We start from the raw sequence: 12,059 nt of genomic DNA on the forward strand, positions 1-12,059 counted from the left end.
CCTCCTCGGCCTGCCAGGCGTCCAGCCGCCGTTGGAGCTCGCGGTGGGCGGCGTCGTCGAGGAGGGCGGCGGCCGCGGCCTGCGGGGTGTCGAAGCCCGCGCGGAAGGCGGCGTCGGCCAGCCGGGCGTCGGCGTCCTTGAGCCGCTGCGCGGTGTCCTCGGCGAGGCGCGCGGCATCGGCGGCATCGGTGAGCAGGGCGACCTGCCGCTCCAGCTGCGCGGCCCGCGCGGCCACACTGCCGGCGGCGCCGCGCGCCTCGGCCAACTCCTCCTCCAGGGTGGCCCGTTCGCGGTCCAGCCGCTCTCGATGGCCCACTCGTGAGGCGGCTCTGACGGCGGCCTCCTGCCGGGCGGCACTGCGTCGCTCGTGCTCCTGCTGCGCTCGGCGCAGCTCCTCGGTCGCGGCATGCAGCCCGGAGGCGGCGCCACGGGCCTGCGTGAACCGGCGCTCCAACTCCTCGACTTCCCGGGCGAGTTGCTCGGTGGGCGTGTCCCCGGCCTCCGCGGTCGCCGCGGCCAGCGCTTCTCGTACGAGGCCCAGGCGCCGTTCGTCCTCGGTGCGCTCCTCGTCGGCCCGCTGGTAGGCGGCGAGGGCACGCTCCTCCGCCTCGCGGTCGACGTGCCCCGCGACCTTGCGGGCGGGCGCCGGGTGTTCAGTGGCTCCGCACACGGCGCAGGGCTTGCCGTCGGTGAGGTTTGCCGCCAGCTCGGCGGCGATGCCGTTCAGCCGCTGTTCCTTGAGGTCGAGCCAGTGGGCACGGGCCCGCACCGCGCGTTCGGCCGATTCCAGTGCCCGTCGCTGCGCGGTGTCCGTGTCACCGGCGAACTGGTCCCGCTGCCGGGCCGCCCGAAGCCTGCGCTGCGCGGGATCGCGCTGTACGGCGAGCTGCTCGGCCTGCCCGGCCGCTTCCTGCGCGGACTCGATGCGGGTCTGGAGCCCCGAGCGGGTCGTCTCCCACCCGGCCAGCCAGCTCTCCGCCTCCTGGAGGACGTCCTCGTCCGCTCGCTCCTGGCGGTCCAGGTCCGCGCGCTCCGCCACGAGGCCGGCCAGCCGCTGCTCGGCGCGCCGTGCCGACTCCAGCCCGCCCAGCTCCTCGGCGGCCCGACGCCTGGCGGCCGCCAGGCGGTCCGCGGGAAGGGCCGCGATGTCCGGTCGGTCGAGTGCATCACCGTCGGGACCGTTCGCGCCCCGCGGCGGCGCCGCGTGCCGATCCGGCCCCGCGCCCTCGGAGGACGCCGCCGAACCGCCGCCGAGGCCGAGCCCCGTGCCCTCGTCGGAGTCGGAGAAGGCCTCCCGTAGCTGGACACGCGTGCGTGCCTGTTCCTCGGCCGCCCGGCGGTGCTCGGCGTCGGCCGCCTCCCGCAGTTCCAGGGCCGGTGCCACCGCCTCGGCCTTGCGGGACCGCTCCATGCGTGCCTGTGCCTCGCGGTGGGCGTCGGCCCGCTCCTCCAGCAGCCGCGCCCGCGCCCGCGCCTCGGCGAACCGCCGCTGCAACCGGGCCACTTCGCGTACGTCGCCCAGCGCACGGTCGGCGGCGGCCTGGGCGGACTCGGCGGCCAGGAGCCGGCAGTGGGCGACGGTCAGCTGCTCGCGGGCGGTGCTGCGGGCGACCGCGGCGGCGCCGAGGATGGCCTCGGCCAGGCCCGGCTCCCCCGGTGCGAGGTCGGGCAGCCGCATCGCGTCGCCCGCCGCCTGCTGCATGCGGTGCGCGTCGGCCAGCAGCGCGGCGTCGCCGTCCCGGACCTGGGCCTCGGTGCCCCGGCGGCGCTCGGCGAGGCGCTTCTCGACCTCGGCGAAACGGCGGGTGTCGAAGAGACGGCCGAGCAGCTTGCCGCGGGCCTCGGCGTCGGCGCGCAGGAAGCGCGCGAAGTCGCCCTGGGGCAGCAGCACGACCTGGCAGAACTGCTCCCGGCTCATGCCGAGCAGCTGGGTGACCTCCTCGCCGATCTCCTGGTGGGAGCGGCTGAGGTCCTTCCAGGTCCCGGCCTGGGCGTCGTACTCGCGCAGCCAGCTCTGCGCCTTGTCGAGCGTCGTGCCGGAGCCGCGCTTCTTCGGGCGTTCCCAGGGCGGTTGCCGGGTGATCTCCAACCGGCGCCCCGCGACGGTGAGTTCGAGGCGGATCTCCGTACGCGTGCCGAGCGCGGCGTGGTCGCTGCGCAGGTTCATGCCGCCCTGGCCGCTCTGCCGGGCGCCCGGCACGGAGCCGTAGAGCGCGTAGCAGACGGCGTCCAGGACGGAGGTCTTGCCGGCGCCGGTGGGGCCGTGCAGCAGGAAGAGCCCGGCCGTGGACAGCGCATCGAAGTCGACGGTCTGGGATCCGCCGAACGGCCCGAACGCCGTCACGTCGAGGCGGTGCAGCCTCACCGCGCCACCTCCCGCACCGCGTCGTCGGCCCGCACCGCGTCGAACGCGTCCCGCAGGACGCCCTGTTCGTGTGCGTCGGGTCCGGCCCCGCGCACATGCGCGACGAAGTCCTCCGCGATCTCCTGGTCGGAGCGGCCCGCGAGCCGCCGCGCATAGGACACCTCGGGATCGTCGGGCGTGCGCTCGGGGTCGAAGACGAGGCTGAGGGTGTGCGGGAAACGCTCGGCGAGGCGGGCCATGGGGTCCGCCGGGCGCACCGCGTCCGTGAGCGTGGCCTCGACCCAGGCCTCCTCGTGCCGCGCGAGCCCGGGTTCGGCGAGCAGTTCCTCCAGTGTCCCCCGGATCCGGGCCAGCGCACGCGGCACCGGGCAGTCGACCCGCTCGGCCGTGACCGCGCCGTCGGCGTCCAGGTCGACGAGCCACATGCTCTTGCGGTGGTCGGCCTCGGAGAAGGAGTACGGCAGCGGGGAACCCGAGTAGCGGACGCGGTCGGTGATGGTCTGGCAGCCGTGCAGATGGCCGAGCGCCGCGTAGTCGACGCCGTCGAAGACCCCGGCGGGCACCGCGGCCACCCCGCCGACGGTGATGTCCCGCTCGCTGTCGCTGGCCTCTCCCCCGGTGACGAAGGCGTGCGCGAGGACGACCGACCGCGTGCCACGTGCGCGTGTGGCGAGGTCGGCGCGCACCCGGTCCATGGCGGCGGCGAGCACGGCCTCGTGGCCGGGCTTGTCCACCCCGAACTCGTCCTTCACCAGGGCGGGTTCGAGATAGGGCAGGCCGTAGAAGGCCACGTCGCCGAAGTCGTCCTGGAGCACGACGGGCGTGCCGCACGCGGACGGCTCGGTCCGCAGATGGACACCGGCACGGCCGATCAGGCCGGCCCCCACGCCGAGCCGGCGCGCCGAGTCGTGGTTGCCGGAGATCATCACCGTCGGCACACCGAGGTCGGCGAGCCGGTGCAGGGCGTCGTCGAACAGCTCGACCGCGGCGAGGGGCGGCACCGCCCGGTCGTACACGTCCCCCGACACGACCACCGCGTCCACGCCGCGCTCACGCACGGTCGTGACGAGATGACCGATGAACCCGGTCTGGGCCCCGAGCATGTTGACCCGGTGGAACGCCCGGCCGAGATGCCAGTCGGAAGTGTGCAGAATTCTCATGAAATCGCCCCGACCTGCACGTTTACCCCTACTGCGCCCTAAAACCAGCACGAACCAGCACAGGGCTCGCCGTCAACATCCGCCACGCTAACGTACGTCGCCTCCTGGTCCGGTATCGCGAGCCGGCCGACGAGAAGGAGCGCAGCGAGAAACGACCGCTCCGGCGATTTCCAGCACCACGTCGCCCCGGGACACCGCCGCTGCGCCCGACAGGACCGAATGGTCCCGCCGGGCGTGCGGTCGTCTCGGTTCGACCTGTCTACGCCTTACGGAGCCGGGCGAGGATGCCGTTGAGGTCGTCGGTGAACAGATCGGGGCGGATGACGTGTCCGCCGCTCGCCTCGTGCGGCTCGTGCGGGATGCCGGCGGCGGTCAGGGCGGCTCGGAACTCTCGCTGGCCGGCGAGCACCTCGGTCTCGTTGAGCAGGTCGAACGGGTCGACCGGGTTGGGGCTGGTACCGGCGACCAGGAAGATCCGCTTGTTCCGGTACCTCTCGATGTGCTCCATCGGGTTGTCGGCGCTGACCTTGGCCTGGTCCCACAGCGGCGCGCCATAGATCGTGCCGCCGCCCAGGTCCAGGGCCGCGGAGGACACATTGGCCCAATGGGCGACCACTCCCAGGTCTCGGCGCAGGCTCGGCGGGCCGGAGTGGGCGCTCACCGAGGCGAAGCGGCCGGAGTACTTGGCCGCGTACTTCAGCGCACCGAAGCCGCCCATCGAGAACCCGGCGACGGCGCGGCCGTCGAGCTCGGCGTACGTCCGGAAGTTCGCGTCGATCCACGGGAGCAACTGGGCCATATGGAAGGTCTCCCAGTTCCGGGGGCCGGTGTTGGAGTTGACCGGGTTGGAGTACCAGCCGGCGTGTCCGCCGTCGGGCATCACGACGATGATCGGCTTTCCGGCGGTCCGGGCCCGGACGCCCGCCATGTTCTCCCAGCTCCTGAAGTCCTGGTCGGTGCCGCCGCCGTGGAACAGGTAGAGGACGGGGTAGGAGCGTCCGCTGGTGTGGTAGCCGTCGGGGAGCAGGACGTTGACGGCGGGGTTCCAGCCGATCGCGTCGGTCGCGAACCGGTAGTACCGCAGTCGGGGGTCGTCCTCGTTGCGCTCCACGATGCGCAGCCCGTTGCCGTCACCGACCGCACTGGCCGGGGACGCCGTCGCAAGGGTGCTCGCGCCGCCGAGAGCCATCGCCGCGGAGAGCCCGCCGACGGCCTTCAGAACGCTCCTGCGGCTGGAACGGTGCTCGCTCAACATGACCTCCTGGTCGGGTGGTGGAACCGTGCGACGTCCCGGAGCCCCCTGGGGCGCGGGACGCCCGCGCTCGGCGCCTTCCGGTTTTCAGTAGCGACTTGCAAACCATGGCGGGGGGCGATGAAATACGAATGAAATTTCAATGATGTGCGCGGGCGGAGGTCTTCGGGGTGGACGGGGGATCTCCTCCACGGCTTCGGATCGCGGTGCTGGGGCCGGTCCAGGCCTGGCGTGACGGCACACCGCTGGACCTGGTGCCTGTTCGGCGACAGGCCGTTCTCACCGCGCTGGTGCTGCGTCAGGGCGCCCTGGTGAGCAATGAGCAGCTGCTCGACGGGGTGTGGGGTGCAAAGCCGCCGGGGTCCGGTCGCCGGGTGCTGCCCAGCTACGTCTTCACACTGCGCAAGGCGATCGACGCGCAGGACGCGGGACGGACGGGGTCGGCGATCCGCAGCGGCCGGGCCGGGTACCGCTTCGCCGTCGACGGCCTCCGGCTCGACACAACGGAGCTGACCCGGCACTTGGACGAGGCGCGTCTCGCGAAGACTTCCGGTGACCTGACCACCGCGTTGGACCGGTTCTCCGATGCGCTCCGCACTGTTTCGAGGCGAGCCCCTGGCCGGACTGCCAGGACCGTTCGCGCAGGCTGAACGGCAGCGGCTGAGGGAGCTCCGGCGCACGGTTCAGCGGAATCGGCTTGAGTGCCTGCTGACGCTCGGCCGGTCGGCCGATGCCCTGGACGAACTCACCACCCTGGCCGCGTCCATGCGTGCTCTGTACGGCGGCGAACGCCAGGCGGAGGCGCTGAACGCCTATCAGGACATGCGCGTACGACTGCGCGACGAGCTCGGGGTCGATCCCGGCGAGGAACTCCGCCGAGTGCACGAAGCGGTGCTGCGCCAGGACAACGATCGTCTCGTCGGCCCGTCCTGCTCCGCCCCGCGGCCGAGCTGGTTCAGCAGGCCGGGGACACCCTCCTGCACGCGCTCATCCTGACCCGGCTGGGCAGGGCAGGGCATGGCGAGGGGAACCTGAGCGCCGCCGAAGCCCTCTACCACCAGGCGCTCGCCCGGCAGCAGGCTCTGTCCCCGCTCACCGACCCCCACTACGCCCGCCTGGAGATGGACATCCGTCACTGGCTGGGCCGGACCTACCACACGATGGGCCGTATCGCCGATGCGCGAGAGCAGTTCCGGACCGCGCTCGCCGTGCCCGGAGCCGACACGTACCCCGTGGAGCGCGCGCTGGTGATCAAGGGTCTCGAAGACTGCCACTGAGCTGGATCCGAAGAGCAGTCACCCTTCGCCGTGCCCGGCGAGGCACCGGCTCCGGCCCGGCCGTCACGCGTCCCCGTACGCCTCTCCCCCGAGCTCGAACCCGGCCGACCCCGCCGTCACGTCCGCGAGCCACGCCCGGAACGCCTCCACGTCGGCGTCCGGCAGACCGACCTCGATGGTGACCTCCTCCGCGTAGCGCACGTCCCGTACCTCGCGTCCGGTCGACCTCAGGTCGTTCTGCACCTTGCCGGCGCGCTGGTGGTCCACGGTCACGGTGGCCAGCCGGAACCGGCGCCTGGTGAGGGTGCCGAGCGTGTCCAGCGCCTCGCCGACGGCTCCGCCGTAGGCCCGGATGAGGCCGCCCGCGCCGAGCTTGACGCCGCCGTAGTAGCGGGTGACGACGGCGACGACGTAGCGCATGTCGCGGCGCAGCAGCATCTGGAGCATCGGGACGCCGGCCGTGCCGCCCGGTTCGCCGTCGTCGCTCGCCTTCTGGACCGCGGCGTCGGCGCCGATGACGTAGGCCCAGCAGTTGTGGGTGGCGTCCGCGTGCTCCTTGCGGACGGCGGCGATGAAGTCCTGGGCCTCTCGCTCGGTGGCGGCCGGGGCGAGCGCACAGAGAAAGCGTGAGCGGTTGACCTCGGTCTCGTGCACGCCCGCGCGGGCGACTGTGCGGTACTCGTCCTGCATCCGGCCAGCCTATGCGCAGCGCCCACGGGCCCCCGCGCGGGAGGCGTTCACTTCTTGCGGCCGCGTGCCACCATCACGTCCGTCAGCAGCGCCGAGCCAGGTGCCAGAGCCTTCCAGGTGGTGCCGTGCCAGGCCAGTACGGCGATCGCCGAGGTCGGGAACTTCGTGCGGACCTGGTCCAGGGTGTCGTCGAGGCCGTCCCCGGCGAGTGCGAGGACGAGGTCCTCCAGACCCGGGTTGTGGCCGACCAGGAGCAGCGTCTCCACTTCGGGGGGCACCTCGTGCACGACCTCCAGCAGCTCGGGCACGTCGGCCGCGTACGCGCGCGGATCGAGGTGTACCGGCGGCGGTGTGCCCCATTGGGCGGACGCCAGTTCCCAGGTGGCACGCGCGCGTGCGGCCGTCGAGCAGAGCGCGAGGTCCGGCAGGCAGTCGGCGTCGGCGAGCATCCGGCCCGCGACCGGGGCGTCGCGGTGGCCGCGCGGGCCGAGCGGGCGGTCGTGGTCGGCGACGCCCTCCGGCCAGGCGGACTTGGCATGCCTGAGGACGACCAGACGGCGCAGCGGGCCGTTTCCGATACGGCCGGTCATGCCGGGGTTCCCAGGTCGTGGGTGAGGTCGAGGCCGAGGAGGCGGTCGGCGTAGGCGTATGTCTCGAAGCGGGCGCCGTCCGGCAGGTCCGGCGCGGTCTCCACCCAGCGCAGGACGCCCAGGACGCCGGGTACGTCGAGGTCGTCCTCCCATGCGGTGCGCAGTTCTGTCTTCACCTCGTCGGGGATGGGGCGGGACGGCCGCTGCGCCCAGCCGGCGACGGCGCCGCGCCAGCGCGCGAGGGTGTCGTGGGCCTCGGCGAGAGCGGCCGCGTCGAGCCGTACGGGCACGCTTCTGCGCCGGGAGAGCAGCGCGAGGCGCAGGGCGGCGGGGTCGGCCTCCTCGGGGGGTGCCTCCGAGTGCACGGGCGCGACGGCGACCCGCACCCCGTCGGGCTCCGCGCCCGACTCGCGTACGACGTGGATGACCTGCGCCTCGCCCAGTCCCGACGCGGCGTCCCGGCCGTCCTCGAAGGGCCGGATACCGAGGGCCGCGGCGCCGGCCCGGAGCTCCGCCTGCCGCCGCTCCTCGTCGAGCAGCGCCCACACGGGCGTACCGCCGAGTTCCAGGGCGCGGACGAGGAGATCAGCGACCAGGAGTATCCGCAGGGCGGTCACGTCGAAGCCCTCCGTATGCGCTTCGATCCGGGTCAGGCCCCGGCGGGCGGGGGCGGCGTCGACGGGCTCGCCGCTTCGGGCGTCGATGATGCGCAGCACGGAGCGAGCGTAGGCGGACGGGCCGCCGTCCGCAGCCTTCCGGCCCGGTTTCCGGACATCGTGGCGGGGGTCGGGTGTGCCGGGAGTTCGCTGGTCATCCATGGTTGTACGGCCCACTGACACGCACGACGCGCATGTCGTACCCGGGCTTCGCCACCCCCTGCCGTACGGACTGCCCGCACCGTACTGCGCACCGGCCCGCCCGGACAGCAGTTCGGACCACGACTGCCGGACGCTACCGGAGTTGTTCCTCGCCGACCGCGCGCGAGCCGCGGCCCCGTCGCAGCAGGGCCGCCGTGTACACGTCCGCCGTCGCCGCCGCGGCCGTGGCCCAGCCGAAGGAGCGGGCGTGCCGGACCGCGGCCTCGCTCATCCGGGCGGAGCGGGCCGGGTCGGCGGCGAAGCCGTACAGGGCACGCGCGTAGTCCGCCGGATCGTGCCCGGGTACGAGCACACCGCTCACCCCGTCCCGTACGGCCACCGGCAGGCCGCCGACCGCCGCGGCGATCACCGGGGTGCCGCAGGCCTGTGCCTCGACGGCGACCAGGCCGAAGGACTCGCTGTGGGACGGCATGACCAGCACGGATGCCGCCCGGTACCAGTCGGCGAGCCGGTCCTGGCCGACCGGCGGCCGGAACAGCACCACGTCCGAGATGCCGAGGCGGGCCGCCAGTTTCTGCAGTCCTTCCGGCCTGGCCAGGCCGCTTCCGCTGGGCCCGCCCACGACCGGCACCACGAGCCGCTCCCGCAGCCACGGCCGCTCCTCCAGCAGCCGGGCCACCGCCAGGAGCAGGACGTCCGGTGCCTTCAACGGCTGTATGCGGCCCACGAACAGGGGGATCAGGGCGTCCTGCGGGAGGCCGAGGCGGGATCGTGCCGCGGCTCGTCCGGCCTGGACACCGCGGGCGTCGGGCCGGAAGCGCTCCAGGTCGACGCCGGGGTGGACGACGGCGACCCGGCCGGTGTCGGCGTCGTAGTGCCGCAGCAGTTCGGCCGCTTCCTTCTCGGTGTTGGCTATCAACCGGTCGGCGGCCCGTACGACCTGGGTCTCGCCGAGCACGCGGGCGGCGGGTTCGGGGGTGTCGCCGTCGGCCAGGTTGGCGTTCTTCACCTTGGCCATGGTGTGCATGGCGTGGACGAGCGGGACGCCCCAGCGCTCGGCGGTGAGCCGGCCGACGTGGCCGGAGAGCCAGTAGTGGGAGTGGACCAGGTCGTAGTGGCCGGGGCGGTGGCCGGCCCAGGCCTGGGTGACGCCGTGCGCGAAGGCGCAGAGCTGGGCGGGCAGATCCTCCTTGGCCAGGCCTTCGTACGGGCCCGCGGCCACATGCCGCACCAGAACGCCGGGCGCGAGTTCGACGCTGGGCGGGAGTGCGGCGGAGGTGGCCCGGGTGAAGATCTCCACCTCGATGTCGATGGCGGCGAGGCGCTTGGCGAGCTCCACGATGTAGACGTTCATGCCGCCCGCGTCGCCCGTTCCGGGCTGGTGCAGCGGTGAGGTGTGCACGCTGAGCATGGCGACGCGGCGGGGCCGGTGGCGGGCGTCGGGTGGGCGCGGCCGGGGCGGGCGGAGCAGTGTGCTGCCGTGGGCGCGGCTGTCGTGGAGCGCTTCGAGCCCGGTCATGTACCGGCTCACCTCGCCGTCCCTCCGGCTGCCATGGCCCCGGCTCGCAGGTCGATGCGCTGCTCGCCCGCGTACACGTTCATGGAGTCGCCGCGCAGGAAGCCGACGAGGGTTAGTCCCGTCTCCGCCGCCAGGTCCACTGCGAGGGAGGACGGCGCCGAGACGGCCGCCAGCAGCGGGATGCCCGCCATGACGGCCTTCTGCGCCAGCTCGAAGGACGCCCGCCCGGACACCAGCAAAATGCTGCGGGACAGCGGCAGTCGGCCCGACTGCAGCGCGCGGCCGATCAGCTTGTCGACGGCGTTGTGCCGGCCGACGTCCTCCCGCAGGTCCAGCAGCTCGCCCTCGGGCGAGAACAACCCGGCGGCATGCAGACCGCCGGTGCGGTCGAACACCCGCTGCGCGGCGCGGAGTCGGCCGGGCAGGGCGGCCAGCAGCTCGGGGGCGACCAGGACCGGGGGCGTGTCGGCGATCGGCCACCGTGCGGTGGTCCGTACGGCGTCCAGGCCGGCCTTGCCGCACAGGCCGCAGGACGACGTGGTGTACACGTTCCGCTCCAGCGTGATGTCGGGCAGCGGTACGCCGGGGGCGAGTTGGACGTCGACGATGTTGTACGTGTTCGAGCCGTCCTGGGTGGCACCGGCGCAGTACACGATGTTGGCCACGTCCTCGGCCCGGCTCACCACGCCCTCGCTCACCAGGAATCCGGCGGCGAGTGCGAAGTCGTCCCCGGGGGTGCGCATGGTGATGGCCAGCGGCTTGCCGCCGAGCCGTATCTCCAGTGGCTCCTCCGCCACCAGGGTGTCCGGTCGCGTGCTCGGCGCGCCGTCCCGGATGCGCACCACGCGCCGTCGCTCGGTGACCCGTCCCATGGCCTCACTCCCAGTTCTTTGCGTGGACGTCGTTCCCCCTCTGTGGAGTCGGCCTTCCTCCTCAGCACTCGATGACGTTGACGGCGAGGCCGCCGCGGGCGGTCTCCTTGTACTTGACCTTCATGTCGGCGCCGGTCTCCTTCATGGTCTTGATGACCTTGTCGAGGGAGACGTGGTGCCTGCCGTCGCCGCGCAGGGCCATCCGGGCGGCGGTCACGGCCTTGACGGCGGCCATGCCGTTGCGCTCGATGCACGGGATCTGGACGAGGCCGCCGACCGGGTCGCAGGTGAGGCCGAGGTTGTGTTCCATGCCGATCTCGGCGGCGTTCTCGACCTGTTCGGGGCTGCCGCCGAGCACCTCGGCGAGTCCTCCGGCGGCCATCGAGCAGGCGGAGCCGACCTCGCCCTGGCAGCCGACCTCGGCGCCGGAGATGGACGCGTTCTCCTTGAAGAGCATCCCGATCGCGCCCGCGGCGAGGAGGAACCGGACGATGCCGTCCTCGTCGGCGCCCGGCACGAAGTCGAGGAAGTAGTGCAGGACGGCGGGGATGATGCCGGCCGCGCCGTTCGTCGGGGCGGTGACGACCCGGCCGCCCGCCGCGTTCTCCTCGTTCACGGCCATCGCGTAGAGGGTCACCCACTCCATGGCGCGGCCCGCCGGGTCGCCCTCGCTGCGCAGGGCCCTGGCCGCCGCCGCGGCTCGCCGACGGACCTTCAGACCACCGGGGAGAATGCCCTCGCGCCCCAGCCCCCGCCCGACGCAGGCCTCCATGACCCGCCAGATCTCCAGCAGGCCCGCGCGGATCTCCTGCTCGGTGCGCCACGCCTTCTCGTTCTCCAGCATCAACGCGGAGATCGACAGACCGGTCTCCTTCGTCAGACGCAGCAGTTCGTCGCCGGTGCTGAAGGGATGGGCCGGCACGGTGTCGTCGGGCTTGACGCGGTCCGCGCCGACCGCGTCCTCGTCGACCACGAAGCCGCCGCCCACTGAGTAGTACGTCTTCTCCAGCAGCGGCACCCCGTCGGCGTCGTATGCGAAGAGGATCATGCCGTTGGCGTGGTACGGCAGCGACCGCCTGCGGTGCAGGACCAGCTGGGTCGAGGCGTCGAAGTCGATCTCGTGGGCCGGGCCGATCTCGGTACCGAGGAGGCGGATGCGCCCGGTGTCGCGGATCCGCTCGACGTCCAGGTCGGCCTGGGCGACGTCGACCGTGTGCGGCTGGTTGCCCTCCAGACCGAGCAGCACCGCCTTGGGGGTGCCGTGGCCGTGGCCGGTGGCGCCGAGCGAGCCGAACAACTCCGCCCGGACAGCGGTGGTCTGGGCCAGCACGCCGTCCTGCTTCAGCCGGGCGACGAACATCCCGGCGGCGCGCATCGGGCCGACGGTGTGCGAGCTGGACGGACCGATGCCTATGGAGAACAGGTCGAAGACGCTGATTGCCACGCCATACTCCGTGGGATTGGAGGGGCTTGCCGAGCGGTCACGGCCACGCCCCTGCGGGGAGGTTGCCGGTCA

Annotated in this window: 12 protein-coding genes; 3 read left to right on the forward strand and 9 right to left on the reverse strand. The window is 73.1% G+C overall.

Annotation, left to right across the window (positions count from 1 at the left end; genetic code table 11):
* The 3 genes from POF73_RS45130 to POF73_RS45140 form a co-directional block, all read right to left on the reverse strand.
* Positions 1-2,365, reverse strand: a 2,365-nt coding sequence (locus POF73_RS45130) for an AAA family ATPase (protein ID WP_272125350.1), incomplete at its 3' end; no start/stop codon positions are given.
* Entirely contained in the window at positions 2,362-3,525 is a 1,164-nt protein-coding gene (locus POF73_RS45135) for an exonuclease SbcCD subunit D (RefSeq protein WP_272125351.1), read from the reverse strand. The genes POF73_RS45130 and POF73_RS45135, both read right to left, overlap by 4 nt.
* A gap of 259 nt (positions 3,526-3,784) precedes the next feature.
* On the reverse strand, positions 3,785-4,780 hold the full coding sequence (locus tag POF73_RS45140) for an alpha/beta hydrolase (protein ID WP_272125352.1): 996 nt from the start codon (positions 4,778-4,780) through the stop codon (positions 3,785-3,787).
* Positions 4,781-4,947: 167 nt separating this feature from the next.
* Between POF73_RS45140 and POF73_RS45145 the strand changes: the two genes are divergently transcribed.
* From POF73_RS45145 to POF73_RS45155, 3 genes are all read left to right on the forward strand, one after another.
* Entirely contained in the window at positions 4,948-5,427 is a 480-nt protein-coding gene (locus POF73_RS45145) for an AfsR/SARP family transcriptional regulator (RefSeq protein WP_272125354.1), read from the forward strand.
* Positions 5,363-5,773 carry an AfsR/SARP family transcriptional regulator gene (locus tag POF73_RS45150; protein ID WP_272125355.1) on the forward strand — a complete coding sequence of 137 codons (411 nt, stop codon included), beginning with the start codon at positions 5,363-5,365 and terminating at the stop codon, positions 5,771-5,773. The genes POF73_RS45145 and POF73_RS45150 overlap by 65 nt, the downstream gene beginning before the upstream one ends.
* 125 nt (positions 5,774-5,898) lie before the next feature.
* Positions 5,899-6,054 (forward strand): hypothetical protein, encoded by a 156-nt coding sequence (locus POF73_RS45155; RefSeq protein ID WP_272125356.1) that lies wholly within the window; start codon positions 5,899-5,901, stop codon positions 6,052-6,054.
* A gap of 63 nt (positions 6,055-6,117) precedes the next feature.
* On the opposite strand, the gene POF73_RS45160 is transcribed toward POF73_RS45155, so the two are convergent.
* The 6 genes from POF73_RS45160 to POF73_RS45185 all read right to left on the reverse strand — a co-directional run bounded on the left by POF73_RS45160 (position 6,118) and on the right by POF73_RS45185 (position 11,987).
* Positions 6,118-6,744 (reverse strand): YigZ family protein, encoded by a 627-nt coding sequence (locus POF73_RS45160; RefSeq protein ID WP_272125357.1) that lies wholly within the window; start codon positions 6,742-6,744, stop codon positions 6,118-6,120.
* A gap of 47 nt (positions 6,745-6,791) precedes the next feature.
* A complete protein-coding gene (locus tag POF73_RS45165; RefSeq protein WP_272125358.1) occupies positions 6,792-7,334 on the reverse strand; it encodes a SixA phosphatase family protein in 543 nt (180 codons plus the stop codon).
* Positions 7,331-8,050 (reverse strand): hypothetical protein, encoded by a 720-nt coding sequence (locus POF73_RS45170; protein WP_272125359.1) that lies wholly within the window; start codon positions 8,048-8,050, stop codon positions 7,331-7,333. Before POF73_RS45170 ends, POF73_RS45165 begins: the two co-directional genes overlap by 4 nt.
* Before the next feature lie 235 nt (positions 8,051-8,285).
* Positions 8,286-9,671, reverse strand: a complete 1,386-nt coding sequence (gene mshA / locus POF73_RS45175; protein ID WP_272125360.1) for a D-inositol-3-phosphate glycosyltransferase — start codon at positions 9,669-9,671, stop codon at positions 8,286-8,288.
* A gap of 8 nt (positions 9,672-9,679) precedes the next feature.
* Complete coding sequence (fdhD, locus tag POF73_RS45180) at positions 9,680-10,543, reverse strand: formate dehydrogenase accessory sulfurtransferase FdhD (RefSeq protein ID WP_272125361.1); 864 nt, start codon at positions 10,541-10,543, stop codon at positions 9,680-9,682.
* A gap of 61 nt (positions 10,544-10,604) precedes the next feature.
* On the reverse strand, positions 10,605-11,987 hold the full coding sequence (locus tag POF73_RS45185) for an L-serine ammonia-lyase (protein ID WP_272125363.1): 1,383 nt from the start codon (positions 11,985-11,987) through the stop codon (positions 10,605-10,607).
* Positions 11,988-12,059 lie beyond the last annotated feature (72 nt).

The sequence above is a fragment of the Streptomyces sp. HD genome (assembly GCF_028369295.1).
Taxonomy (GTDB): Bacteria; Actinomycetota; Actinomycetes; order Streptomycetales; family Streptomycetaceae; genus Streptomyces.